Annotated in this window: 24 protein-coding genes; 8 read left to right on the top strand and 16 right to left on the bottom strand. The window is 71.4% G+C overall.

Annotated elements, in window-relative coordinates; translation table 11 throughout:
- Positions 1-152: 152 nt before the first annotated feature.
- The 4 genes from QCZ28_RS01710 (at position 153) to QCZ28_RS01695 (ending at position 2,683) form a co-directional block, all read left to right on the top strand.
- Positions 153-971, top strand: a complete 819-nt coding sequence (locus QCZ28_RS01710) for a hypothetical protein (RefSeq protein WP_279514883.1) — start codon at positions 153-155, stop codon at positions 969-971.
- Positions 972-1,004: 33 nt separating this feature from the next.
- A complete protein-coding gene (locus QCZ28_RS01705) occupies positions 1,005-1,376 on the top strand; it encodes a YkvA family protein (protein WP_279514882.1) in 372 nt (123 codons plus the stop codon).
- A 30-nt stretch (positions 1,377-1,406) separates the two neighbouring features.
- Positions 1,407-1,814 (top strand): TIGR03618 family F420-dependent PPOX class oxidoreductase, encoded by a 408-nt coding sequence (locus QCZ28_RS01700; protein WP_279514881.1) that lies wholly within the window; start codon positions 1,407-1,409, stop codon positions 1,812-1,814.
- Positions 1,815-2,038: 224 nt separating this feature from the next.
- Positions 2,039-2,683 (top strand): C39 family peptidase, encoded by a 645-nt coding sequence (locus QCZ28_RS01695; protein WP_279514880.1) that lies wholly within the window; start codon positions 2,039-2,041, stop codon positions 2,681-2,683.
- Between the two features lie 10 nt (positions 2,684-2,693).
- Here QCZ28_RS01695 and QCZ28_RS01690 read toward each other — a convergent pair whose 3' ends face one another.
- Positions 2,694-4,010, bottom strand: coding sequence for an FUSC family protein (locus tag QCZ28_RS01690; protein WP_279514879.1), 1,317 nt, complete (start codon positions 4,008-4,010; stop codon positions 2,694-2,696).
- Between the two features lie 172 nt (positions 4,011-4,182).
- Between QCZ28_RS01690 and QCZ28_RS01685 the strand changes: the two genes are divergently transcribed.
- Positions 4,183-4,788, top strand: a complete 606-nt coding sequence (locus QCZ28_RS01685) for a hemerythrin domain-containing protein (RefSeq protein ID WP_279514878.1) — start codon at positions 4,183-4,185, stop codon at positions 4,786-4,788.
- Between the two features lie 61 nt (positions 4,789-4,849).
- Here QCZ28_RS01685 and QCZ28_RS01680 read toward each other — a convergent pair whose 3' ends face one another.
- Entirely contained in the window at positions 4,850-5,032 is a 183-nt protein-coding gene (locus QCZ28_RS01680) for an antitoxin (protein ID WP_279514877.1), read from the bottom strand.
- A 200-nt stretch (positions 5,033-5,232) separates the two neighbouring features.
- On the opposite strand from QCZ28_RS01680, the gene QCZ28_RS01675 reads away from it, so the two are divergent.
- A complete protein-coding gene (locus tag QCZ28_RS01675) occupies positions 5,233-6,333 on the top strand; it encodes an AI-2E family transporter (protein ID WP_279514876.1) in 1,101 nt (366 codons plus the stop codon).
- Here QCZ28_RS01675 and QCZ28_RS01670 read toward each other — a convergent pair whose 3' ends face one another.
- On the bottom strand, positions 6,334-6,987 hold the full coding sequence (locus tag QCZ28_RS01670; RefSeq protein ID WP_279514875.1) for a dienelactone hydrolase family protein: 654 nt from the start codon (positions 6,985-6,987) through the stop codon (positions 6,334-6,336).
- 191 nt (positions 6,988-7,178) lie between these two features.
- On the opposite strand from QCZ28_RS01670, the gene QCZ28_RS01665 reads away from it, so the two are divergent.
- Positions 7,179-7,373, top strand: coding sequence for a hypothetical protein (locus tag QCZ28_RS01665; protein WP_279514874.1), 195 nt, complete (start codon positions 7,179-7,181; stop codon positions 7,371-7,373).
- Between the two features lie 43 nt (positions 7,374-7,416).
- On the opposite strand, the gene QCZ28_RS01660 is transcribed toward QCZ28_RS01665, so the two are convergent.
- From QCZ28_RS01660 to QCZ28_RS01615, 10 genes are all read right to left on the bottom strand, one after another.
- Positions 7,417-9,789, bottom strand: a complete 2,373-nt coding sequence (locus QCZ28_RS01660) for a glycoside hydrolase family 65 protein (RefSeq protein ID WP_279514873.1) — start codon at positions 9,787-9,789, stop codon at positions 7,417-7,419.
- Positions 9,786-10,577, bottom strand: a complete 792-nt coding sequence (locus QCZ28_RS01655; RefSeq protein WP_279514872.1) for a beta-phosphoglucomutase family hydrolase — start codon at positions 10,575-10,577, stop codon at positions 9,786-9,788. The genes QCZ28_RS01660 and QCZ28_RS01655 overlap by 4 nt, the downstream gene beginning before the upstream one ends.
- Positions 10,578-10,636: 59 nt before the next feature.
- Positions 10,637-11,101, bottom strand: a complete 465-nt coding sequence (locus tag QCZ28_RS01650; protein WP_279514871.1) for a DUF4442 domain-containing protein — start codon at positions 11,099-11,101, stop codon at positions 10,637-10,639.
- 62 nt (positions 11,102-11,163) lie between these two features.
- Complete coding sequence (locus QCZ28_RS01645; RefSeq protein WP_279514870.1) at positions 11,164-12,132, bottom strand: hypothetical protein; 969 nt, start codon at positions 12,130-12,132, stop codon at positions 11,164-11,166.
- 121 nt (positions 12,133-12,253) lie between these two features.
- Positions 12,254-13,552, bottom strand: coding sequence for an ABC transporter ATP-binding protein (locus tag QCZ28_RS01640; RefSeq protein WP_279514869.1), 1,299 nt, complete (start codon positions 13,550-13,552; stop codon positions 12,254-12,256).
- 123 nt (positions 13,553-13,675) lie between these two features.
- Entirely contained in the window at positions 13,676-15,886 is a 2,211-nt protein-coding gene (locus QCZ28_RS01635) for a bifunctional glycosyltransferase family 2 protein/CDP-glycerol:glycerophosphate glycerophosphotransferase (RefSeq protein ID WP_279514868.1), read from the bottom strand.
- 15 nt (positions 15,887-15,901) lie between these two features.
- On the bottom strand, positions 15,902-17,911 hold the full coding sequence (locus QCZ28_RS01630; RefSeq protein ID WP_279515288.1) for a DUF5941 domain-containing protein: 2,010 nt from the start codon (positions 17,909-17,911) through the stop codon (positions 15,902-15,904).
- Positions 17,912-17,952: 41 nt separating this feature from the next.
- Positions 17,953-18,699: an ABC transporter ATP-binding protein gene (locus QCZ28_RS01625; protein WP_279514867.1), complete on the bottom strand. Its 747-nt coding sequence runs from the start codon at positions 18,697-18,699 to the stop codon at positions 17,953-17,955.
- Between the two features lies 1 nt (position 18,700).
- Positions 18,701-19,528: an ABC transporter permease gene (locus QCZ28_RS01620; RefSeq protein WP_279514866.1), complete on the bottom strand. Its 828-nt coding sequence runs from the start codon at positions 19,526-19,528 to the stop codon at positions 18,701-18,703.
- 71 nt (positions 19,529-19,599) lie between these two features.
- Complete coding sequence (locus QCZ28_RS01615; protein WP_279514865.1) at positions 19,600-20,970, bottom strand: L-serine ammonia-lyase; 1,371 nt, start codon at positions 20,968-20,970, stop codon at positions 19,600-19,602.
- Between the two features lie 335 nt (positions 20,971-21,305).
- Here QCZ28_RS01615 and QCZ28_RS01610 point away from each other — a divergent pair, with 335 nt between their 5' ends.
- The gene (locus QCZ28_RS01610; protein WP_030329606.1) at positions 21,306-21,515 is read left to right on the top strand and encodes a PspC domain-containing protein; all 210 of its coding nucleotides are present in this window, start codon (positions 21,306-21,308) and stop codon (positions 21,513-21,515) included.
- Between the two features lie 213 nt (positions 21,516-21,728).
- On the opposite strand, the gene QCZ28_RS01605 is transcribed toward QCZ28_RS01610, so the two are convergent.
- The 3 genes from QCZ28_RS01605 to QCZ28_RS01595 all read right to left on the bottom strand — a co-directional run bounded on the left by QCZ28_RS01605 (position 21,729) and on the right by QCZ28_RS01595 (position 24,157).
- Positions 21,729-22,553: a DUF4230 domain-containing protein gene (locus QCZ28_RS01605; RefSeq protein WP_279514864.1), complete on the bottom strand. Its 825-nt coding sequence runs from the start codon at positions 22,551-22,553 to the stop codon at positions 21,729-21,731.
- Between the two features lie 99 nt (positions 22,554-22,652).
- Positions 22,653-23,816 (bottom strand): acyl-CoA dehydrogenase family protein, encoded by a 1,164-nt coding sequence (locus QCZ28_RS01600; protein WP_279514863.1) that lies wholly within the window; start codon positions 23,814-23,816, stop codon positions 22,653-22,655.
- A gap of 35 nt (positions 23,817-23,851) precedes the next feature.
- Positions 23,852-24,157 (bottom strand): type II toxin-antitoxin system VapB family antitoxin, encoded by a 306-nt coding sequence (locus QCZ28_RS01595; protein ID WP_030329612.1) that lies wholly within the window; start codon positions 24,155-24,157, stop codon positions 23,852-23,854.
- Positions 24,158-24,214 lie beyond the last annotated feature (57 nt).

Genomic DNA, 24,214 nt, shown 5'->3' with positions numbered 1-24,214 from the left:
CAGGCTCGGCGACCCCCGGGGCCCGATCCCGGCTGATCCCGTACGGCACCTGAGTTGGCCGTCGACGGGACGATCCCGCCACCGGGCCGACCGGTGCTGCCGCGCCCTCCTGCCGCCCGTCGATACCCGCCTTCGACCGCGAGGTGCTGATCATGGAAACCGTCCTCTCCGCCGTCCTGCCGGACCTCTCCCGGGCCGCCGTCATCTGGTTGAGCCTGCTCGGGGTGGTCGCCGTCGCCGTCTCCGCGCTGCTGCTGCGGCCGGGCCGGTTCCGCTTCGACCCGGGCGCCCGGATCCGCCGCGCCGCCATGCCGAGCCAACTGGAACAGGCGCAGGAGGAACGGGAGCAGAGCCGCTACGCCCAGGAGGTCGCGGTGGCCGCCGAACGGGCGAGCACCACGGTGCGGCGTCGCCGGTCGGAGTGGGTGGCCGCCCAGGAGGAGGTCGAGGCGGCCTGGTCGGCGTACGAGGCGGCCGAGGCCGGCGTGCGGCGACTCGACGCGGCGGCCGCGATGCCGCTGCCGCACACCGCACGGACTCCCGCGGAGTACGCCGACCGCGAGCGCTACCTGCACCGGGCCGCCCTGGACGCGTACTGGCGGCGGGAGCTGTCGGTGGAGCAGCTCAGCGACGTCTTCGCGCACCGCGACGGCTGGGACCCGCGACTGCACCCGGTCGAGCAGGAGCTGGTGCTCCAGCGGGCGATCCGGGACAACCTGGCGGCCAGGCACGCTGCGGCCCGCGAGCGGGAGCAGGCCGCGTGGCGGGCGGCGGAGTTGGCGGTGGCCGCGGCCCGGAGTCTGCGCGAGGAGGCGCACGCGGCGACCGGACGACGGGTCGCCGAGTCGGCGTCGGTGTTGCCGCTGAGCGAGGTTGCCCGACCGTTGGGCGCGCAGGCCCGGGAGAACGTGGAGCAGACCCGGGAGAACAAGGTGGCCGCCCGCGGCCGCGCGACGGTGCCCGCGTTCTGAGCCCGGCGGGTTCATCTGGGTTAGCGTGACGGCATGTCCCGACAGGCGTGGGTCCTCGTGGTGGTCGCCGGCATCCTGGCGCTGGCCACACTGGTCGGTGCCGTGGTGCTGGCGGTGCGGGTGGTGCGTACCCGGCGGATGCTGACCGGGCTCGGCGCGGGCGGCAAGGTCGCCTTCTACGGGGCGCTGATCTACACGATCTTCCCGGTCGACGTGCTGCCGGACCCGATCTACCTGGATGACATGGGGGTGCTGGCCGCCGCGTTGATCTATCTGACCCGGCTGGTGCACCAGCGGCGGGCGGCTGGTCGCCAGCTGCCCGGTCAGCCGGACGCTCCACCGAACCCGAACCCGAACCCGAACCCGAACCCGAACCCGGACCGGGCCCGCCGCCGCGTGCGATGATCCAGGTCGGTTCGGGGACGGGGGACGGGCATGGCGGGCGATCATCGGTTGGACCTGCACGATGAGCGTGTTGTCGCCTTCTGCGCGGAACGGCACCTCGCGACGCTGACCACACTGCGTGCGGACGGCACCCCGCACGTCGTACCGGTCGGGGTGACCCTCGACCCGGCGGCCGGGCTGGCCCGGGTGATCACCTCCGGTACCTCCCGCAAGGCCCGCCAGGTGGCGGCGGCCGGCCCGGAGGGCGCGGCGGTGGCCGTGTGCCACGTGGATGGCCGCCGCTGGTTGACCGTCGAGGGTCGCGCCGTGCTGCGGTCGGATCCGGCCGCCGTGGCGGAGGCGGAGCGGCGGTACGCCGAGCGGTATCGGACACCGCGCCCGAATCCGGAGCGGGTGGTCATCGAGATCACCGTGACCAGGCTGTTGGGCAGTCTCTGAGCTGACCGTTCGTCCCCGGTGCCCGGTTCGGGCCGACCGGGAGGTTGTGCCATCCCCCGGTGCCCGCAGCCGGCGGAATTCTCGGTGAAGCAGAGCGGTTACGCAGTCGGTACGCCCCGGGCCGAGACCACCGATGGTCGGCCCCTCTGTTGCGCCGAGCGCCATTCCCGGTGCTGCCGCCGTCCGCCTGCCGGAGGCGCCAACCCCCGAACGGAGACTCGACAATGAACCCGATCGTCCAGAAGAGCGGCCTGTCCGTCGTCGGCCTGCTTGTCGCCGGTGGCTGCGCCCTCGGCCCGGCGGTGGCCGCGCAGGCCGCCCCCGCGCCGGCCGCCCCGGCGTCGTCGAGCCAGAACGACCGGCACGCCGAGCGGATCCTCGGCGTCGACTACCAGGCCCAGCCGAACTTCTACTACTGCGGCCCGGCCGCGACCCGGATCGCACTGTCCGCCCAGGGCAAGGCGCTCTCCCAGGACGAGGTGGCCCGACTGCTCGGCACCACCGAGGCGGGCACCCCCTCGGCCCTGGACACCACCCGGGTGCTGAACGAACTGACCGGCGGCAAGTACCGGACCACCGAGATCCGTGATTCGGTGGCCCGCCCGGACCAGGTCGAGCAGTTGCGCCGGGACGTGCTGGCCGCGGTGGACGCCGGCCGGCCCGTGGTGGCGAACATCAAGGGCACGACGGTCGACACCGACGGCAACCCGCACTCGTACGAGGGCGGCCACTACCTGACCCTGGTCGGCTACCGCGACGGTGGTGACACCATCCGGGTCGCCGACCCGGCCGACCCGGCGGTGGGCGAGTACTGGATGAGCCTGCCGAAGGTCGCCAACTGGATCGCCGAGCGCGGCTACTCCTCCTGACCGTGACGGTTCACCGGGCCGGCCTCTCCCGTGCGGGGAGGCCGGCCCGGCCCTCGTTACGGCTCCGGGCGGCGAGGTGTGCGCGCCGACGGGCCCGAGCGGCCCGCGTCGGTCGGGTGCGGTGCAGCTGCCGCCGGACCGGCGGGTGGATCTCCGCCTCGCCGGCGCCGGCCGCCCGGCGCACGATCCGGTTCGCGTCCTCGGGTTCGCAACCGGCGGCCCGGAGCAGGTCGCTGGCGGCGGTACGCAGTCCGGTGACGAGGGATTCGCCGAACGAGTGGACCCCGCTCGCCGAGGCCCGCCCGGCCAACTCGGCGCACTGCTCGACCAACTGGCGGGTGCACCGGGGGTCGTCACCGACCCTGCACTCCGTACGCATCACCACCACCGCCTGACCCAACCGACGCATCGCCTCCGGCAGCTCCGCCGGGATCGGCTCGTCGTACTGCAGCGCGGTGGTCGACCAGCGGGCCATGGCACGGCTGTCCAGCAACAACCGCTCCAGGTGAGCGGCGCTGCGGGCGTACCGGTGATACTGCTGCCGGCGGTGCCAACGGACCGGAGCGATGGTGACCACCTCCTCAGCGCCGCTGAGCGCGTCGTGCAGCCGGCCCAGGTCGTCATCGGTGCCGCGCAGCCGCTCCAGGACGCCCAGGGTCCGGGTACCGTCGCGGTCGCGCAGCGCCTGCGCCAGCTCAGCGAGTTGGTCGCAGACGATCGTGAAGATCGGCGCCGCGGCCCGGTCCAGCACCCGCATTGGGTTGACCGGCAACAACAGGGCGACCACCACCAGACCGACCGCCCCGCCGACGAGCGCGTCGAAGATCCGGGGCAGCTCCAGGCCACGTTCCATCGGTGCCAGCGTGGCGATCAGCACCGCGGTACCACCGGCCTGACCGACCAGCGGGCCCCCCTTCCCGGCCACCAGCAACGCGGCGGCGATGGCCAGTGCGACGACCACGCCGGTCTGCCACGGCCCCGAGCCGAGCACGAACCGCAGCGTGTCGCCGATGATGATGCCCAGGGCGACGCCGCCCAACAGCTCGAAGGTACGCCGGGCCCGCTGCCCGATGGCGGTGGCGATCGTACCGACGGCGGCGGCGGGAGCGAAGACGTGCGATCCCTGGCCGAGCAGGTGGTTGGCGAGCAGGGCGGCGATCGCCGCGGCCAACCCGGACTGGACGGAGATCACCAGGGTGACCTCCCACTGCCGGGCTCGGATCTTGCCGGCCTGCCCACCACGGTGCCGCACCCGCCGAACCGTCCGCTCGGCGGTCTCGTCGAGCCGCGACCGTCGCGGGTCGGCGGGTGGGCGGTCGTCGGCCATGGCGGCGGTTACCCCGGCAATGGCCCTGCAATCTCGACGGCTGGTCAGCCGGTGTCTCCGCGCGCCCCAACGACACCCTCGAACACATCGTCAACCATTGGTTTGCGCAGCCCCGTGGGGGTATCAGAGCCACACACCTCCCACCGATCCGCAACCGGTAAGGGGCCGTGACATGACCAATCCACCGACCGCCGACGACCACGATGCCGTCGACATCCTGGTCTCCGACCACCGGGAGATCGAGGCAGTCCTCGTCGAGTTGGCGACCCGGCAGGGCACCCCCGAGCACCGCCGGCACCTCGTCGACGTGGTGATCGCCGAACTCGTCCGCCACTCGGTGGCCGAGGAGGCGTACGTGTATCCGGTCGCCCGCAAGGTGCTGCCCGACGGAAACGAGATCGCCGACCGCGAGATCGCGGAGCACGCCGACGCCGAGCGGACCATGAAGGAGTTGGAGTCCACCGACGCGTCCGACCCCCGCTTCGACGAGTTGCTCACCCAGTTGACCGCCATCGTGCGCGGCCACGTGGCGGAGGAGGAGAAGGAGCTCTTTCCGCGGCTGCGCGCGGCGACCGCCCGGGAGGAGTTGGTCGAGGCGGCGGCCAAGGTGACGGCGATCAAGGAGATCGGGCCGACCCGGCCACATCCGGGAAGCCCGGACCATCCGCCGGCGAACAAGCTGATCGCACCCGGCATCGGTCTGGTCGACCGGCTGCGCGACGCGTTGAGCGGCCGGCCCACCTCGATGGACGAGCTGCACCACAAGCGACAGCGCTGACCCGCGCAGCGGGTGGACCGGGCGCTCCCGGGTCGCCGACGCGGCCCGGGAGCAGCGCGGGTCAGCGGACCTGGTCACCCTCACCGGTACGCGCCTGGGCCTGGTCCACGCCCTTGTCGATCTGGTCGCCGTACTTGCCGCCGGTGCGCTTGTCGGCCATCTCGCCGGCCTTCTCCGCGCCCTGGTCGACCTGCTTGTCGTGCTTGTCCGCGAAGTCCTTGGCCTTGTCCATGAAGTCACCCACGGCGTTCCTCCTCAGTCCGGTCCGTCCCTTCGCGTTCCCTCGACCCGACAGCGCAAACGCCGCCGTTGCGGGTGCGATTGGCGAACACCTACCCGCGTCACCCCGGCCGGCGTACGATCCGCGCGGGCGGCGGCCGGTCATTCGGGTGTCGCGGCACGACCGACCGGGTACCGACCTCGTCGAGATCGAGGAGGACCGACATGGCCGCAGAGGAAGCCGGAGCGACAGGCGGCCCCGGGCCGCGCCAGACCTGGACGGCGTTGCCGTGGCTGGTCCGAACCGCGGTGTTGTGGAGCGCCTGCCTGGTGGTGATCGCCGCCGGGCTCTATCTGCTGGGCCGGATCGCCGTCCTGTTGGCGCCGCTGGCCATCGCGCTGGCCGCCACCATCTTCCTCACCGCGCTGCTCGATCCGGTCCTGCTGCTGCTGCGCCGGTTGCGGCTGCCGGCGGCGCTCGCCGCGCTCTGCACGGTCCTGTTGCTGCTCGGCATCCTGGTCGGCGTCGGCGCGCTGGTGTGGAACCTGACCGCCAGCCAGTTCGACCAGCTCAGCCAGGAGTTGACGCAGGGGGTGGATCGCAGCCGCGACTTCGTGACGTCCACGCTGCCGGTCAGCGAGGCTCAGCTGGACCGGCTGACGGACCAGGCCCGGGAGGGGCTCAGTGGCAGTTCTCCGGACCCGGTGGCCGGCGCCCGGACCGCCACCGAGGTGTTCGGCTCCGCGCTGCTGGCGCTGGTGCTGCTGTTCTTCCTGCTCAAGGATGGCCGCTCGATGTGGCACTGGGTGCTGTCGCGGGTGTCCGGCCCGAACCAGCCGGTGCTGGCCGAGGCCGGCCGGGCCGGTTGGCAGACGTTGGGCGCGTACAGCCGGGGCACCATGTTCATCGCCGCCGTCGACGCGCTGGGCATCGGGTTGGCTCTCGTGGTGCTCCAGGTGCCCCTCGCCCTGCCGTTGGCGTTGATCACGTTCCTCGGCGGGTTCGTGCCGATCATCGGGGCGACGGTGGCGGGCGCGGTGGCGGTGCTGGTGGCGCTGGCCGCGAACGGTCCCACCACCGCCCTGCTCACCCTCGCGGCGGTGATCGCCGTCCAGCAGATCGAGGGCAACCTGCTGGAACCGCTGGTCATGAAACGGCAGGTCCGGCTGCATCCGGCGGTGATCCTGGTGGCGGTCACCGCGGGCACGCTGATCGCGGGGATCGCTGGCGCCTTCGTCAGCGTCCCGATCACCGCCGTCCTCTGGCGGATCATCGACACCGTTCAACAGCGCCGCTCGGCCTCGGCCCTGCTACCCACGCAGTGATCATCGGCTGAGGTGCGTGGTGAACCAGGCGCCGGCCTGGTCGGCGACCTGCTCAAGGGTGCCGGGCTCCTCGAAGAGATGGGTGGCGCCGGGGATCACCCGCAGCTCGCCGACCTCCCCCAGCTCGGCCAGCGCCTGCTCGTTGAGCGCGATCACCTCTTCGTCCAGCCCGCCCACCAACAGCAACGTCGGGGTACGCACCTGGGCCAGCGCGTCCCCGGCCAGGTCCGGTCGACCGCCCCGGCTGACCACGGCAGCCACCCGATCGGCGCGCGACGCCGCCGCGACCAGGGCAGCGGCAGCACCCGTACTGGCCCCGAACAGGCCGATCGGCACGTCGCCGGCTGGATGCCCGGTGGCGAGCCAGTCGACGATCCCGGCCAGCCGGCTGGCCAACAGCCCGATGTCGAAGCGCAGTTCGGCGGTTCGCGCGTCCAGTTCGTCCTCGACCGGGGTGAGCAGGTCCACCAGCACGGTGGCGAGCCCACTGTCGTTCAGCGTCCGGGCCACCGACACGTTGCGCGGGCTGTGCCGGGAACTGCCACTGCCGTGCGCGAACAGCACCACGCCGACCGGCTGGGCGGGCAGCGTCAGGTCGGCGGGGAGCTGGGCCTCCCCGGTCGGCACCATCACCGTGCTGCGCTGCTCGTCCATGCCTCACCTCCGAGTGCTCACCGGTGCTGCGGGTACCCGGCCCGCCGCGCGCCACGCACGCCGGGGCGGTGTCACCGCCGGGCCGTGGGCACGCCGGCGGGCCGCGTTTGCCCGCTGGGGCGTCGGGTACGCGACGAGCGACCGCAGACCGTGTCGGCGCCACCGCGCCCCGACGGATCGCGAGGATCGCCATGGCCAAGCAGCAGATCTCCCGGCAGCAGCAGCTGACCGAGCAGGCCCAGCGGGAACAGGATGCCGGGCGTAACCAGGACGTCGGGGATCAGGATTTCGGCGACCAGGCCGCGTCGGCCCGGCTGCCCGACGACCCGAAGGCGGCGGCGCCCAGGGACGCGATCGGCCGTCCGTCGACCGGCGAGCCGGTCTGATCGACCAGTGCGGGGTGGGGCGGGAACACTCCCGCCCCACCCGTCACTGTTCGCGCTCGGGCAACCGCAGCAGCGGCGAGCGGCCCGGTGGCTGCTCGGGCGCGGGGCCGGACGGATCGGCCGGTGGGACCGGCACCGTCACCGGCTCGTCGCAGGTCACCCGCAGCATCTGGTCGTGGTGGCGCAGTTCCACCACGTCGTCCGGGCCGCCGTGGCGCAGCGAGTACGTCGTCTGGTGCGGTCGGACGTCCACCCGCAACGCCAGCCCGCGCCACTGCAGCGAGAACTCCAACCGGCTGAGCCGGCTGGAGAGCCGGGGGGCGAAGGACAGCTCGCCGTCGTGGTCCCGCAGACCACCGAACCCGCTGACCAGGGCGAGCCACGCACCGGCCAGCGACGCCATGTGCACGCCGTCGCGGGTGTTCTCGTTCAGGTCGTGCAGGTCCATCAGCGCTGCCTCACGCAGGTAGGTGTGCGCGAGTTCGGGGTGACCCACCTCGGCGGCGAGCACCGACTGGGTGCAGGCCGACAACGACGAGTCGCGTACGGTGCGGCGCTCGTAGTAGAGGAAGTTGCGCACCTTCTCCTCGGGGGTGAAGGCGTCCCCCCGCCAGTGCATGGCGAGCACCAGGTCGGCCTGCTTGACCACCTGCTTGCGGTACAGCTCGAAGTACGGGTAGTGCAGCAGCAGCGGGTACTTCTCCGCCGGGGTGTGGGTGAAGTCCCACTCCTGGAGCCGGGTGAAGCCCTCGACCTGCTGGTGCACGTCGAGTTCGTCGTCGTACGGGACGTGCATGGAGGTGGCGGCGTCCCGCCAGCTCGCGGCCTCCTCGTCGGTGACCCCGAGGTGGAACGCCTCGTCCCGGTAGCGCATCACCACGTCGGCGGCGGCGAGGAGGTTCCGCTGCGCCATCAGGTTGGTGTAGACGTTGTCGTTCTTCACAGCGGTGTACTCGTCCGGGCCGGTGACACCGTCGATGTGGAACTGCCCGTGCCGGTCGTGGTGGCCGATCGAGCGCCACAGCCGGGCGGTCTCCACCAGCAGCTCCAGCCCGATCTCCCGTTCCATCTGGGTGTCCCCGGTGACCATCACGTAGCGGCGCACCGCGTCGGCGATGTCGGCGGCGATGTGGAAGGCGGCGGTGCCGGCCGGCCAGTAACCGGATGACTCGGGGCCCTCGATGGTCCGCCAGGGAAAGGCGGCGCCCCGCAGGTTGAGCGTCTCGGCCCGTTCCCGCGCCGAATCCAGCGTGCTGTGCCGCCACTGCAAGGCGCTGCGTACCGCGCTCGGTTGGGTGTACGTGAGCACCGGCAGAACGAACATCTCGGTGTCCCAGAAGGCGTGGCCGTCGTAACCGGGGCCGGTCAGCCCCTTCGCCGAGATCGGCCGCTGCTCGGCGCGCGCGCCGGCCTGCAACACGTGGAAGAGACCGAACCGGACCGCCTGCTGCACCTCCGGGTCGCCCTCGACCAGCACGTCGGAGGCGTCCCAGAACGCGTCGAGATAGTTGCGCTGCTCCCGGTGGAGCCCGTCCCATCCGTCCAGCCGGGCGCCGGCCAGTGCCGCGCCGACCTGGTCGCGCAGCGCCGGCAGGGACCGGCGACTCGACCAGCTGTACGTCAGGTACTTGATCACCCGCAGCTTCTCGCCGGGCTTGAGCACGCAGGCGATGGTGGTACGCACCCAGTCCTGGTAGCCCTCGGACTCGATGGTGGTGTGGTCCGGGCCGTGCACCTCGTGCTCCATGGCGGCGGCGACCCGCAGACCGGAGACCTTGGTGCGGTGGATCAGCTGCCCGCCGTCGGGGGTGGTCAACTCCTCCTCGGCCTGCAGCGGCGACTCCAGCACCGCCGCGACCCGTGGGTCCTTGCTCTGCGCGGGCAGCGACTCGTTGGCCACCAGCTCGGACTGCACGATCAGCCGCAGCGGGCCGTCGACGGCCTCCACCTCGTAGCTGATGGCGGCCACGGACCGCTGGGTGAACGAGACGAGGCGGGTGCTGCGCACCTTGACCTCACGGCCGGCGGGTGAGCGCCAGTGCAGTTCCCGGTGCAGCGTGCCGGCGCGCAGGTCGAGGATCCGCTCGTGGGCGAGCAGCTCGCCGTAGCGCACGTCGAGCGGTTCGTCGTCGACCAGCAGCCGGATCAGTTTGCCGTTGGTGACGTTGACGATGGTCTGCCCGGACTCGGGGAAGCCGTAGCCCGCCTCGGCGTACGGCAACGGGCGCAGTTCGTAGAACGAGTTCAGGTAGGTGCCGGGCAGGCCGTGCGGCTCGCCCTCGTCGAGGTTGCCCCGCAGGCCGACGTGCCCGTTGGAGAGCGCGAAGACCGACTCCGACTGGGCCAGCACGTCCATGTCCAGCCGGGTTTCCCGGACGTGCCACGGCTCGACCGGATAGGCGCGCTCACGAATCATGCGGAGCCCCGTTCGGTGGTGGCGGTGCGGGTGGGCGTCGGCGGGTCGGCGACGTCGAGCAGGTCGGCGAGGTCCGTCACGACGGTGTCGGCGCCGTGGGCGAGCAGTTCGTCGGCCTGCCCGACCCGGTCGACGCCGATCACGTAGCCGAAGCCGCCGGCGCGGCCGGCGGCCACCCCGGAGAGTGCGTCCTCGAAGACGGCGGCCTGTGTCGGGTCGACGCCGAGCAGCCGGGCCCCGGCGAGGAAGGTGTCGGGGTGTGGTTTGCCGCGCAGTCCCTCGGCGCGGGCGACCAGCCCGTCGACCCGGGCCTGCAGCAACGGCTCGAAGCCGGCGGCGGCGACCACCTCGGCCCCGTTCGCGCTCGCGGTGACCACGGCGCGGTGCAGCCCGGCGGCGGCCGCCGCCTTCAGGTAGCGCACCGAGCCCGGGTAGACCTCGACGCCGGAGCTGCGCAGCCGGTGCAGCAGCAGGACGTTCTTGCGGTTGCCCAGGCCGTTGACGGTCTCGGCCTCCGGCGGGTCGTCCGGGTCGCCCTCGGGCAGCACGATCCCCCGGGAGGCGAGGAACGACCGGACGCCGTCGGCCCGGGGCCGGCCGTCGACGTAGCGGTTGTAGTCCGGGCCGGGATCGAATGGTTGGAACGGCGTGCCGGAGGCCACGGCGCGTTGGCGGAGAAACTCGTCGAAGGTCTGCGTCCAGGCGGCGTTGTGTACGCGGGCGGTCTGCGTCAGCACACCGTCCAGATCGAAGAGACAGGCGGTCACGTGAGCAGGTAGGCCCAGCACGGTACGAATCTATCCACCCTGCTGGACCCGCAAACCCATTTCCGCCGCCCCGAGGCGGTTCAGTTCGGTCGCAGCGTCCAGATCACTGTCATCACCGAGGTCGGCTTTCCGCTCTCGGTGGAGATCTCCACGGCGACCGGGAATTCCGGACGCTGCCCGGCCGCGAACTCCTCGATCACCTCGGCGGCCGGCCGACCTAGTCGCGCGGTGGCCAGCACCGGCCCCATGGCGAGTTTCCGGTAGGCGATGTCGGCCCGGACGGCCAACGGCACGGCCCGGTCGAGCAGCTGCCCGAAGGCGGCCAGCACGACCGCACCGGAGGCCGTCTCGCCGAGGGTGAACATAGCGCCGGCGTGTGGCCCGCCGATGTGGTTGTGGGTGGCCGGCGAGTCGGGCAGCCGGACGACCGCCCGGACGCCACCCTCCGCCTCGGGTGCCACCTCGACGAACTCAAGTCCGAGCGTACGAGCGAACGGCACCGCTTCCAGCATGCCGGCCGCCACTTGGCGGGAGTCGATAGTCATGACCCGACGTTACTCATCGGTAACCAGGCCGGCAACCAGCGACATCCGCCGACCGGGCACGCTCAGAGGTTGGCGATGGTGCGCAGGATCTCCGCGTAGAAGTTTCCGTCGATGCTGCGGAAGAAGGCGAAGTCCTGGCCCGGGTCACCGAAGAACGGCCGCAGCGTCCAGGCCAGTTGGGTGCCGACGAAACCGAAGAGCAGGATCCAGATGTAGAGCAGGGTCATGCTCGCCGGCCGCTGCGTCGGCTCGCCGCGTCGGATCGGAGCGTTGTCCCACGGGCGTTGCGGCGGGTAGCCAGGCGGGAACGAGGCACCCGCCGGCTGTCCGGTCCACTGGGCCGGAACCTGCGCCGGAGCTGGAGCGGTGGTCACCGCGCCGTTCGACGTCGACTCGGCCACCGCCGCCCCGGCCGGCACGGCCACCGCAGCGGCGCTCTGACCGGCGGGCGGAGTGCCGACCGGCGTCGCCCCGGCGGGCACCGCGGCCGGCACAGCCTGGGCCGGCGCCGGGGCGCTGACCTGCTCGGTGGCCTTGGCGGCGGGGGCCTCCGGCGCGAGCAGGCCGTGGTCGTTGAGCACCTGCATGCCGCCGGTCAGGAAACGCAACCCGACCAGCGCCGACAGGGTCAGGATCGCCACGTTGAGCAGCTTGAAGAACCCGTAGTCGTTGGCGGTGATCAGGAAGAAGAGACTGATCGGCGCGAACGCCACCGCGAGCATCGAGGTGACGGTGATCGCCACCATCACCAGCGCCAACGACTGCCGCACCGAGAGCCGGGCGCCGAAGACCAGGTTGAACAGGTAGAGCGTGGGCAGGCAGATGGCCAGCGTGACCAGGAACAGCAGTGGCAGCTTCAGCGCCGAGGTCAGCGCCATCAGCGGGCTGTGGAAGAAGCCCAACACCGCCCCGTAACAGGCCAACGCGATGGCGGAGCTGGTCAGCATCCGCCCGGTCAGGCCGTTGAGGTCACGCTCGGCCACGATCTGCTGCCAGATGCCCTCGCGATCGCGCAGGATTCGCTCGATCACGAGCGGGCTGGGACGGTCACCCGACACGGGTGGACCCCTCTCGATGCTTTTGCACAGTGGACTGGGTGGGCAGACGGTAGGGCACCGGGTGGCCGGTCCGCCACCCCGCTCCGGCGCGTCGTCAGCGCCACCCCACGTCGATCCGGTCGCCACGCTCGTCGAAGAAGTGCAGCGCGTCCATCCGCACCGAGACGGCGAGCGGGTGACCGGCACTGACCGCCGGGTACGGCGCCAGCCGCACCGCCAGCTCCGCCGGCCGTCGGTGGTGCCGGCCCGGATCGGGGAGCACGCTGGTCTGGACGCCACCTGTCGTGGGCTCCTGCGTTTCCACCGGCTTGCCGGTGAGCCGCTGCATCACCGAGCCGAACCGGCGCAGGCCGCGCTGGCCGACCGGCGGCGGATCGAGCGGGGTGCCCATCTCGTCCACCATGATCGCGGTCGCGCCGATGTCGAGGAACGCCAACGACTCGTGCCCGTGATGTTCCAGGTAGCGGATCCGCCCGCGCAGCACGTCACCGGGGCTGTCCGGGGCGACCGGGGTGAGCGCCTCGGCACGCATGCCGACCACGATCCGCTCACCGTGGTAGTGCGCCACCGCCCGACTGCGGATGTCGTTCCAGGGCAGGTAGAGCGACTGGTCACCGAGGTTGAGCGTGACGTACCGGTCGAGGTGGACGTAGACCGACGCCTCCAGCAGGTTCATCCGTGGGCTGCCCAGGAACGCCGCCACGTACAGCGTCGCCGGCCGGCCGTACACCTGGGTCGGTGTGCCCACGTCCTGGAGCACGCCGCGGCGCATGATGGCCACCCGGTCGGCCATGGTGAGCGCCTCGGCCTGGTCGTGCGTGACGTAGACGGTGGTGACGCCCAGCTCACGGGTCAGGCCCGAGATCTCCGCGCGCAGCTCGGCACGGAGACCACTGTCCAGGTTCGACAGTGGCTCGTCCATCAGGAACAGGCCGGGCCGGCGGACGATCGCCCGACCCATCGCCACCCGCTGCCGTTGCCCGCCGGAGAGCTGACCCGGCTTGCGGGCCAGCACGTCACCGATGCCCAGCGCGCTCGCCACGTCGCTGACCCGCTCACCCCTCGGCTCGGGCTCGATCCCGGCCAGCCGCAGCGGGAACGCGATGTTGTCGCCAACGGTCATGTGCGGGTAGAGGGCGAAGTCCTGGAAGACCATGGCGATCTTGCGGTCCCGTGGGGGGAGGTCGTTCGCCAACTCGCCGTCGAGCATCACCGCGCCGGTGGTGGGTTCCTCCAACCCGGCGATCATTCGCAGCACCGTCGACTTGCCGCACCCGGAGGGCCCGAGCAGCACCATGAACTCACCGTCGTTGACATCGAGATTGATGCTGTCGACGGCAACAGTGCCATCCCGGAAAACCTTGGTCACATCCTTGAGCGTGACGGTGCTCACCGTCTTCCCCCCCAGCGCGTCGGCCGAACCCTCCAAGACTGTGACCAGGATCATGGCTTTAGCACATCGGGTAAACGTCTCATGTTCGATCGATGTCGCTGCTATTACACGACAGACGGTCGATCAGCAGTGCGTGGACCTCTCGCCGGGCTCCCCGAGGAACACCTGGCGCACCACCCGCTCCGCCGCCCGCCCGTCGTCCATTGTGCAGAACCGGGCCCGGAACTGCTCACGCGCCTTCGCCGCCGCGTCCGAGCGCGCCGCATCGGTGCGGAACACATCGAGAAGATCGGCGAAAGTCGCGGCCACCGCGCCCGGCGGCTCGGCGGTGACGTCGAAGTAGACACCCCGGGCCAGCCGGTACGCCTCCCAGTCCGGGGTGTAGAGCACGATCGGCCGGTCCAGCACCGCGTAGTCGAACATGGCCGACGAGTAGTCGGTGACCAGCACGTCCGCCACCAGGTAGAGATCCTCCACCCGCTGGTGGCCGCTGACGTCCCGCACCCGCTCCCAGTCCTTCGGCCGACCCGGACGTCGATCCCGGTCGTGGAAGTAGTGGCTGCGCATCAGCAACCGGCCCGAGTCACCCAACGCCTGCACGAAGCGGTCCGGGTCGAACGGCGGCCGGTAGCCGGGCAGGTGCTCGCGGTGCGTCGGGGCGTACAGGACGACCTGCTCGTCGGGGTCGAGACCGAACTCCGCGCGGAGTCGACGCACCTCGTCCGGACCGGCCGTGACCAGGCGGTCGTTGCGCGGGTACCCCACCTCCAGGGTGGTGTACGTGGCCGGGTACGCCCGGTCCCACATCTGGGTGGAGAAGCTGTTGGCGCTGACGCTGTAGTCCCAGCGGTCCACCCGGCGCAGCAGCCCGGCGAAGTCCATCCGGCCCGCGCCGATCGGGTAGCGCTGCTGATCCAACCCCATCACCTTGACCGGCGTGCCGTGGTGGGTCTGCACGTGCACCTGTTCCGGTCGCTTGCGGACGAAGTCCGGGAAGTTGACGTTGTTGACCAACCACCGGGCGCGGGCGAGCACCCGGTAGTACGCCGGCGTGCCGGCCACCACGTACTCCACCCCGGCCGGCACGGCGTCCACCCGGTCCCGGCGCACGACCCACACCCCGCGCACCCCCGGCGCCAACCGGCGGGCGACCTCGTAGATGGCCGCCGGGTTGCAGGAGTAGCCCCGGTACCAGTACGCGGCGTACACCGCGAGCGTCGGGTCGACGGGACGCCGCAACTCGGCCCGGTAGTACTCGCGCAGCAACCCGTCGCGGGTCAGCCGGGCACCACGCCGGGCGACCGGACCGACGGTGCGCCGAGCGGTGCGGGCCCGCCGGCGGGCGGCGTCCCGGGCCCGGCTGGCGGCCCGCAACGCGCTGAAGGTACGCCACCGGCCGGTGGCGACGAGCTTGTGTTTGATCCCCTCGACCCCGTCGGGCACCGGATAGCCACCGGACGGCAGCCAACGCTCGTAGTCGGCGGTGATCTGCGCGAAGAACGCCTCCCGCAGCTCCGGCGCGATCCGCTGACCGTTGCCGAGCACCGTCAGGTAGTGCCAGATCATCCGTTCGAAGACCACCGGCCGCAGCGCCTCCGTCGCCGACCCCCACGATTCCATCAGATGGAAGACCCGGTGCCACTGCGGGAAGACCTCGAAGTGCCGGTCGCCCCGGGTCCGGGTGATCGCGCCCGCGCGGCGTTGGCGGTAGTTGACACAGACCCGGTCCAGTACGCCGATCCGCCGCGCCGCCATCAGCACCGGGTAGCTGAACGAGACGTCCTCGTACCAGCCGGATGCGAAGCGCAGCCCCAGGTCGACCAGGAACTCCCGACGGACCAGCCGGTTCCACGCGGTGTGCAGCAGGTGCATCGCCTGCGGCCGGTCCCGCAACCGGAAGGTGCCCGAGCCCGGCGACTCCGGAAACACCTCCGCCATCGCGCTGCGGGTGGCGGTGTTGTTCCAGTGGGTGCGGACGTGATCGACGAGCAGGACGTCCGGGCGGGTGACCCGCAACCGTTCGGCGACCTCGGTCAGACACTCCGGCGCCAGCCAGTCGTCGCCGTCGAGGAACCACACGTACTCGCCGACGGCCCGGTCCAGCCCGATGTTCCGGGCCGGACCGAGGCCGACGTTCTCCGGCAACCGGACCGAGCGGACCCGCTGGTCGCGGGCCGCGTACTCGTCGATGATGTCGCCGCTGGCGTCCGGCGAACAGTCGTCGACGGCGATCACCTCGATGTCGGTCTCCGGCTGACCGAGGATGGAGTCCAGGCATTCCCGCAGGTACCCCTGCACCCGGAAGGCCGGCACCACGAAGCTGATCAGGGTCATCCGGCCGTCCCTCCGTCAGCGCGGCGCGGCACCTCCAACGCCCGCCGGCGCGACCGACGCCCGCGCGCTACGGGCCGGTCGCACGAACCAGGCCAGGACGACGCTCACCACGAAAACCACGAGAAGGTACGCACCGAGTGTAGCCAGTCCAACACCCGCAATACCGGCGATCGCCGCGAGGGCCACCAGCACCGAACGTCCCTCCCAGCCCAGCGTCGCCGCGTGCAGCGGCGGTGCCGCCTGCCGCTTCTCCAGCCGGGCGGTCAGGTCGTAGTGGTGCACGGTGAGCACGAAGACGTACCCGAAGATCAGCCAGCCGGGCACCCCGCCGACCACGCCGACGGCGATCGCGAACAGGTACTCGGCGGCCCGCAACGCCGCCGGGACCAGCCAGTCCAGCGGACCGTTGTGCGCCGCCCCGGCACCCAGGCCGCCGACCAGCAGCACCAGCAGCGCCACCGGCACCGCCCACCGGAGCTGATCGGGCGCGTCGTCCAGCAGCGCCCCGACCAGCAGCACCGCCGGGCCGAGCGCGGCGATCACCGCCAGGGTCAGCGGCCCCATCGGGCGGACCACCGGCAACCAGCGGGCCAACGGGCCGTCGTCGCGGTGCAGGGTGGCGTCGACAGTGTCCAGCACCGGCACCCACATCCAGCGGGCCCGCAGCGTCCGCAACGCCCCGGTGTACGCGAACGCCAGCACCCCCCAGACCAGCACGGCGATCAGGCTGACCAGCGGGTTGAACAGCGCCACGGTCAGCGCGATCAGCGCCCACCGCTCACCGATCGGGAAGACCACGGTCCGCTTCAGCCAGTACGACAGCGAACCGGTGTCCGCCTGCACCCGGGTCGACGCCGCGTTGAGCCGGTCACCGATCCCGCCGCTGGCGTTCGTCGCCGTACGCGGCCGACGGGCCGCCTCGTCGTGCAGCACCCCGTACCAGGTGTCGGTCATGTGCCGGACGGTCTGCAACGTCATTGCGGCGATGGCGAGCGCCCACCCGTTGCCCAGCCCGGCGTGGCTCACCCCGAAGCCCAGACCGGCGTAGACCACGTACTCCTTGGCCCGGTCCGCCATCGTGTCCAGCCAGCCGCCCCAGGCGCTGAAGTGCCGGGTGTAGCGGGCCAGCTGGCCGTCCACGCAGTCCAGCACGAAGCCGAGGTAGAGCAGCACCGCGCCACCGACCAGCGCGGGTCGCCCACCGACCCCGAACAGTACCGCCGCCGCCAGCGCGAAGAGCACCGAGATCACCGTCACCCCGGTCGGGGTGAGCCGGAGCCGCGCCGACAGCCGGACCAGGTACGGCGACCAGGTGCTGACGAAGTAGGTGGAGAAGAAGTCGTCCTTCTCCTTCACCGACAACCGCAGCTCGGCCCGGTCCTCGTCGACAGCGGTCACCGCCGCCTCGGCAGCGGCCAGCCCGGCCGGGTCCTCGACCCGGTGCGCGACGAGCAGGCGTACCCGCTGGGCGAAGATCAGGGTGCCGAGCGCCGCGAGGCCCGCGAAGAGCCGGTCCACGGCGGGCCCGGGGGCACCGGCCGCGACCGACCCGCCGCCCCCGGCGGTCGTCGGCATCGGCGCCACGTCGCCGACCGGACCGATCGGGGCGGCGACGGGGAGCATCCCGGACGCGGCGGCCCGGGCGGCGGCCGCGAGGGTCGGCAGGTCGTCCACGCCGACGCGCAGCGCACCGCCGAACACGCCGGTGGCGTCCCCGTCGAGGGCGTCCAACGCGGCGGCGTCGACCACCTGGCCGCGCTCCTCCCGGACGGCGGTCCGACCGGGCACCGGCGGGTCGCCGAGCACCAGCGCCACCGTGGGCCCCACCGGGCTGGTGGCCAGGTGCCGCAGGACGGCGGTGTGCGCGACCAGGTCCGTTCCGGTGATCAGCACCGGGGCGGTCGCGGTGGCGATCAGGTCGGTCAGCTCGTCGAGGGTGGCGGCGAAGCGCACCTCGTCCGCACCGGCCCGGCGCAACTGGGCGGCCAGTCGGTCGGCCAGCGGCTCACCGGTCGCCGTGGTCAGGCCCGCCGCGGATGGTCCGGCGGCGAGCACGATCGCGAGCGTCACCGCGGAACCGCTGCGTGGTACGCGTCGAGCGCCTCGGCGATGGTGCCGTCGAGCGTCAACCGGCCCGCGTCGAGGTACAACCCCCGACGGCAGAACCGGGTCAGGTCCTTTTCGTTGTGTGACACCAGCACCAGCGTGCGCCCCTCCCCGAGCAGACGATCAATCGTCGCGTAACACTTCTTGCGGAACTCCGCGTCGCCGACCGCGGTCACCTCGTCCATCAGCAGGATCGGATGCGGCAGGTGCGAGATGATCGCGAAGCCCAGCCGCACCTTCATCCCCGACGAGTAGTGCCGCACCGACGTGTCGATGGCCCGTTCCACCTGCTCACCGGCGAACTCGACGATCTCGTCGAAGTGCCGCTTCAGGTAGCCAGCCGACAGTCCGTGCAGGCCACCGACCAGGTGCAGGTTCTCCCGCCCGGTCAGGTCGTTGGAGAAACCGGCCGACAACTCCAGCAGCGGCGCCACCGCGCCGTGCACCCGGATGCCACCCTCGTCCGGAATGAGCACCCCGGCGATCAGCCGCAGCAGGGTGCTCTTGCCGGTGCCGTTGCGCCCGATCACCCCGACCGTCTCGCCGGGCTCCACGGTGAACGACACGTCCCGCAGCGGCCAGAACTGGCCGGGCAGCGCACCGCGCTTCCCGCGGTGGATGAACAACTCACGCAGCCGCAGTTGGCGGCGACGGTTGCGGACGAACCGGATGCCCAGGCCGTCCGCCTCGATGATCGGCGTGGCCACGTCACAGCTCCTTGAGCACGGCGGGCTCCAGCCGGCGGAACGACCACCAACCGGCGACCAGCACCAGCAGGCTGCCGCCGACAGTGGTGGCGAGCAGACGGGCGTCCGGGAACTCGTCCGGGTACCAGATCGCGTGGTGCAGTTGGAAGATCCCCACCAGCGGGTTCAGCTCGTACACCACCTTCAACCAGCCCGGCAGGCCGGACTCCCGGACCAGGCTGAGCGGGTAGATGATCGGCGTGGCGTAGAAGAGCACCCGGATGATCAGACGCATCAGCCGTTCCACGTCGCGCATCAGCACGTTCCAGGCGGACAGCAGCAGGGCGAGCCCGGTCAGCAGGACGGCCTGCACGGCCACCGCCAGCGGCAGGGACAGCAGCGACCAACCGGGGTGGATCCGACCGTGCACCGCGTAGATCACCGCGATGGCGACCAGGATCGGCAGGCCGGCCGCGTACTCGGCGAACCGGCCGGTGACCCGGCCGATCGGGAAGACCTGACGCGGCACGTTCATCGTGGTGATCAGCCGGGACTGGCCGGTCAGCGCGTTCGTCGCCTCGCTCAGCGCCGAACTGGTCCACATCCAGGCGAAGATGCCGGTGATCAGGAACAACGGGTACGACCCGGCCGCCTCACCGAGGTGCCGACCGGTGTCGCGGGAGTAGAGCACCCCGAAGACGAACCAGTAGATGGCGCCCATGCCGAGCGGCTCGATCAACGACCAGAAGTAGCCCAGCACCGACTGCTGGTACTTGACCGCCAGATCCCGCCTGACCAGGATGCGCAGCGAGTTGCGGTGCGACCACAACGCCGCGACGCCAGAGGTCACCGCCGCCTCCCGCCTCCTGAAACGGACGACAGGTTAGCAGTCGGTGAACGATTGCCCCGAATCGACCGGACTCAGCACTCGATCACGTTGACGGCCAGACCGCCACGCGCCGTCTCCTTGTACTTGACCTTCATGTCGGCGCCCGTCTCCCGCATGGTCTTGATGACCTTGTCCAGCGACACCTTGTGCACACCGTCGCCGCGCAGCGCCAGCCGGGCGGCCGTGATCGCCTTGATGCTAGCCACCGCGTTCCGCTCGATGCAGGGGATCTGCACCAGGCCACCCACCGGGTCACAGGTCAACCCGAGGTTGTGCTCCATCCCGATCTCGGCCGCGTTCTCCACCTGCTCCGGGGTGCCACCGAGCGCCTCGGCCAACCCCGCCGCCGCCATCGAACACGCCGACCCGACCTCACCCTGGCAGCCCACCTCGGCACCCGAGATCGACGCGTTCTCCTTGAACAACACACCGATCGCGCCCGCCGTCAGCAGGAACCGCAGCACACCCTCGTCATCGGCGCCCGGCACGAACCGGGTGTAGTAGTGCAGCACCGCCGGAACGATCCCGGCCGCGCCGTTGGTCGGCGCGGTGACCACCCGGCCGCCCGCCGCGTTCTCCTCGTTGACAGCGAGCGCGAACAGCGTCACCCAGTCCATCGCGTGCAGCGGGTCGACCGTCCCGGCCTCCGCCTCCAGGCCGCGCCGCAGCTCCGCCGCGCGCCGCCGGACCTTCAACCCCCCAGGGAGTACGCCGTCCCGCTCGCAGCCGCGCTGCACGCACTCCCGCATCACCCGCCAGATCTCCAGCAGACCGGCCCGGATGTCCGCCTCGCTGCGCCAGGAACGCTCGTTGGCCAACATCACCTCGCTGATCGACAGACCGGTGCGGGTGGTGACGTCGAGCAGCTGCGCCCCGGTCAGGAACGGGTACCGCACCACGGTGCTGTCCGGCTTGATCCGGTCCGCGCCGGCCGCCTCCTCGTCGACCACGAAACCGCCACCGACGGAGTAGTAGGTGCGGCTGCGCAGCTCCGCACCGGCACCGTCGTACGCCACGAAGGTCATCCCGTTCGGGTGGTACGGCAGCGACCGACGGCGGTGCAGCGTCAGGTCCCGATCCGGGTCGAAGGCGATCTCGTGCACGTCGAGGATGTTGATCCGCCGCTCGGCGCGGATCCGCTCGACCCGAGGACCGACGGTGTCCGTGTCGACAGTCTCCGGCGACTCACCGGCCAACCCGAGCAGCACCGCCCGGTCACTGCCGTGGCCGTGCCCGGTGGCACCCAGCGAACCGAACAACTCGGCCTGCACCCGCGCCGTGTCAGTGAGCAACCCGTCGGCCTTCAACCCGCCGACGAACGTACGCGCGGCCCGCATCGGCCCCACCGTGTGCGAGCTGGACGGCCCGATACCGACGCTGAAGAGGTCGAAAACACTGATCATGGCTGCGCTTCCTCGCCGTCGTCCCGGCGTACGGGACCCGGGCGGGTCGTGACCACCGGTCTGGCGGCCCCGATGGTGACCGTCCGGGGTATGGGTGCCGGCCCTCCGGGGTGTGGAAGGCCGATCAGCCAGCCTACCCGCCCAGGTCACCGCCCACCCGGTCCGGGACGTGAACACGGCGGACGGTTCGGGGAGGCGTCAGCGGGGGTCCGCCCGGGTAATGCACCTACGGGTCCACTGGTTGCCACTCCACCTCGGGACCGAGGGCGAGCTGGTCATCCCCTTCTACCGTGGATTGCAGACGCGGCGCACCGCCGCAGAGTGGGAGTACGACGATGAGTCGCAAACTGGTCCGGCCCCGTGAGGGGCGCATGCTCGCCGGTGTCTGTGCCGGCCTCGGTCGACGGTTCGGCATGTCCGCCGGGATGGTCCGACTGCTGTTCCTGCTGTCGTTGCTGCTACCCGGCACGCAGGTGATCGTCTACCTGATCCTCTGGGTGCTGATGCCGAACGAGGACCGCTACCTCGCCTCCACCGGCCACTGACCCGCCCCGCACACCCCGCCCGGGGCCAGGCGAGGCAGCAACATCGGTGATGTTGCTGCCTCCCGGCCCCTCGAAGCACCAACATCCCTGATGTTGCGCGGATCTTGCCGCGCGACGGCGCGGGCGGGCGGGACGCGACACGAGCAGGACGACATGCGGGAGCGCCCGCTCCGACGGAAGTCGGCCCGGGCGCTTCGGCGTACGGAGGGCAGGTCAGGGAGCCACGTAGGTGACAGTGATCTGCTGGTAGCCGAGGGAGCGGAGCAGCCCCTCCAGCATCTTGCGGGTGTTCTCCTCGGCGCGGGCGGAGAGCCCGCTGTCCCGGGCGGCGGCGGTGATCCGCTCCTCGGCGAGCTGGTAGACCTGCTGCTGCCGGTTGGGGTCGTTGCCGACCAGGTCACCGAGTCGGTTGAGCAGACCGCGCTGCTCGGCGAAGACGTAGCTCTTCTCCATGTCGAGGTTGGTCTCGCCGAGCTGCGGCGCCGGCAACTTGATCTCGACGGACTTGCCGTCGGCGGACTGGACGATGGCCCCGTCACCGATCTTGGTGAAGTCGACGTACGCCTCGACGCTGCCGGCGCCGACGAACAGGGTGCGCTCGTTGAGCAGGAAGTCCGGAACGTTGCGCCGGTCGTTCTGGGTGTCGACCACGACCTGGAAGTTGCCCTCGGCGGCCACGTAGCGGCTGAGGTCCTGGATCGACTTGAGCAGCGGTGGCTGGCTGCGGTCGGTCTGCTCCTTGGCGAACGGGTTGCGGAACTCCGGCAGGATGCCGGTCGCCTGAATGCCGAGCAGCACGATCACGGCCAGCGCGGCGGCGCCGAGCAGCAGGAGCAGACCTCGGGCCGCCCCACCACCCCCGCCGGTGCCACCGGCCGTCGGGCCACCGGGACCAGCCGGGTCGGCCGGGTCGGCGGCGCCCTCCGCAGTGTCGGTGGTCCACTCGGGTGTAGCGGTCGACCGCACCTTGAGATCGTCGCCGGTCGGGTAACCGGGGAACTCCCTCGTGGGCTCGTTGCTGCCAGCGTCGCGGGCCATCACGCTCACCGTCCTCGTCAGACACGTCGTCTGTCAATGACGGTACGGCCCCGTTACGACAGTCGCGCGGCGAGCGCCAGGAAGCGACAAAGGTGCAGGTCAGGCGAATGCGGAGAGCCCGGTGAGTCGCTGCCCGATGACCAGTTGGTGGATTTCCGAGGTGCCCTCGTAGGTCAGCACGCTCTCCAGGTTGTTGGCGTGCCGCATCACCGGGTACTCACCGGAGACGCCGTTGGCGCCGAGGATGGTGCGGCACTGCCGGGCGATGGCCAGCGCCTCCCGTACGTTGTTCAGTTTGCCCACGCTGACCTGCTCGGGCCGCAGCCGCTGGGCGTCGGCGAGCCGGCCCAGGTGCAGCGCGAGCAGTTGCCCCTTCACCAACTCGACGGCCATGTCGGCGAGCTTCGCCTGGGTGAGCTGGAACCCGGCCAGTGGGCGACCGAACTGGGTGCGGGTGGTGGCGTACGCCAGTGTGGTTTCCAGGCAGTCGCGGGCCGCGCCGACGGAACCCCAGACGATGCCGTAGCGGGCCTCGGTGAGGCAGCTCAGCGGCGCCTTGAGGCCGACCGCCTCGGGCAATTGGGTGTCGGCCGGGAGCCGGACGTCGTCGAGCACGATCTCGCCGGTCACCGACGCGCGCAGCGACATCTTGCGGCTGATCTCCCGGGCCGTGACGCCGGGCGTGTCCATCGGTACGGCGAAACCCCGTACGCCCTCGTCGGTGCGGGCCCAGATCACCGCGACGTCCGCGATCGGAGCGTTGGTGATCCACATCTTTCCGCCGGTGAGCACCCAGTCGTCGCCGTCGCGGCGGGCCCGGGTGGCCATCGAGGCGGGGTCGGAACCGTGGTCGGGCTCGGTCAGACCGAAGCACCCGATCGCCTCACCGGTGGCCATCGACGGCAGCCAGCGTTGCTTCTGCTCCTCGCTGCCGTAGCGCCAGATGGCGTACATGGCGAGCGATCCCTGCACCGAGACCAGCGAGCGGATGCCGGAGTCACCGGCTTCCAGTTCCTGGCAGGCGAGCCCGTAGGCGACCGCTGAGGTGCCGGCGCAGCCGTAGCCGGCCAGGTGCATGCCGAGCAGGCCGAGCTTGCCGAACTCGCGGGCCAGGTCCCGGGCGGGCACCCGGCCGTCCTCGTACCACTCGGCGACGTGGGGCCGCACCCGGTCGTCGACGAGTTGGCGGACGACGTCACGGACCTGCCGCTCCTCCTCGCTGAGCGACGGGTCCAGGTCGAGCAGGTCCAGCGGAGCGGTCATGGACGCCACCCTAACGAAGCTTCAGGCCGGACCGCTCACTCGATGGGCTCGGAGAGCACCAGCACCCGGGCGTGGATCTGGTTGCGCTGCTGGAGGGCGGCGCGCAGCGCCCGGTGCAGCCCGTCCTCCAGGTAGAGCCCGCCGTTCCACTGCACCACGTGCGGGAAGAGGTCACCGTAGAAGGTGGAGTCCTCGGCGAGGAGCTTGTCCAGCGCCAGCTCGCGCTTGGTGGTGATCATCTGGTCCAGGCGCAGTGGCCGCGGCGGGATCTCCGCCCACTGCTTGAGCGTCAGATTGTGCTCCGGATAGGGACGCCCGTCCCGGACCGCTCTGAAGATCACGACGGCACGCTCCCCTCCCCGTGGCCGGGCCGACCGACGGCGCCGAGCCGGGCCGCG

The sequence above is a fragment of the Micromonospora sp. DH14 genome, from assembly GCF_029809455.1.
GTDB classification, from domain to species: Bacteria; Actinomycetota; Actinomycetes; order Mycobacteriales; family Micromonosporaceae; genus Micromonospora; species Micromonospora parva.
The sequence above is the reverse complement of the archived record's forward strand: the minus strand, read 5'-3'. Positions and strand labels throughout refer to the sequence as shown.

Bases quoted from the DNA above. Each gene is read 5' to 3' on its own strand.
- QCZ28_RS01710 (WP_279514883.1), top strand. From the start codon at position 153: ATGGAAACCGTCCTCTCCGCCGTCCTGCCGGACCTCTCCCGGGCCGCC.
- QCZ28_RS01705 (WP_279514882.1), top strand. From the start codon at position 1,005: ATGTCCCGACAGGCGTGGGTCCTCGTGGTGGTCGCCGGCATCCTGGCG.
- QCZ28_RS01700 (WP_279514881.1), top strand. From the start codon at position 1,407: ATGGCGGGCGATCATCGGTTGGACCTGCACGATGAGCGTGTTGTCGCC.
- QCZ28_RS01695 (WP_279514880.1), top strand. From the start codon at position 2,039: ATGAACCCGATCGTCCAGAAGAGCGGCCTGTCCGTCGTCGGCCTGCTT.
- QCZ28_RS01690 (WP_279514879.1), bottom strand. From the start codon at position 4,010: ATGGCCGACGACCGCCCACCCGCCGACCCGCGACGGTCGCGGCTCGAC.
- QCZ28_RS01685 (WP_279514878.1), top strand. From the start codon at position 4,183: ATGACCAATCCACCGACCGCCGACGACCACGATGCCGTCGACATCCTG.
- QCZ28_RS01675 (WP_279514876.1), top strand. From the start codon at position 5,233: ATGGCCGCAGAGGAAGCCGGAGCGACAGGCGGCCCCGGGCCGCGCCAG.
- QCZ28_RS01670 (WP_279514875.1), bottom strand. From the start codon at position 6,987: ATGGACGAGCAGCGCAGCACGGTGATGGTGCCGACCGGGGAGGCCCAG.
- QCZ28_RS01665 (WP_279514874.1), top strand. From the start codon at position 7,179: ATGGCCAAGCAGCAGATCTCCCGGCAGCAGCAGCTGACCGAGCAGGCC.
- QCZ28_RS01660 (WP_279514873.1), bottom strand. From the start codon at position 9,789: ATGATTCGTGAGCGCGCCTATCCGGTCGAGCCGTGGCACGTCCGGGAA.
- QCZ28_RS01650 (WP_279514871.1), bottom strand. From the start codon at position 11,101: ATGACTATCGACTCCCGCCAAGTGGCGGCCGGCATGCTGGAAGCGGTG.
- QCZ28_RS01635 (WP_279514868.1), bottom strand. From the start codon at position 15,886: ATGACCCTGATCAGCTTCGTGGTGCCGGCCTTCCGGGTGCAGGGGTAC.
- QCZ28_RS01615 (WP_279514865.1), bottom strand. From the start codon at position 20,970: ATGATCAGTGTTTTCGACCTCTTCAGCGTCGGTATCGGGCCGTCCAGC.
- QCZ28_RS01610 (WP_030329606.1), top strand. From the start codon at position 21,306: ATGAGTCGCAAACTGGTCCGGCCCCGTGAGGGGCGCATGCTCGCCGGT.
- QCZ28_RS01605 (WP_279514864.1), bottom strand. From the start codon at position 22,553: ATGGCCCGCGACGCTGGCAGCAACGAGCCCACGAGGGAGTTCCCCGGT.
- QCZ28_RS01600 (WP_279514863.1), bottom strand. From the start codon at position 23,816: ATGACCGCTCCGCTGGACCTGCTCGACCTGGACCCGTCGCTCAGCGAG.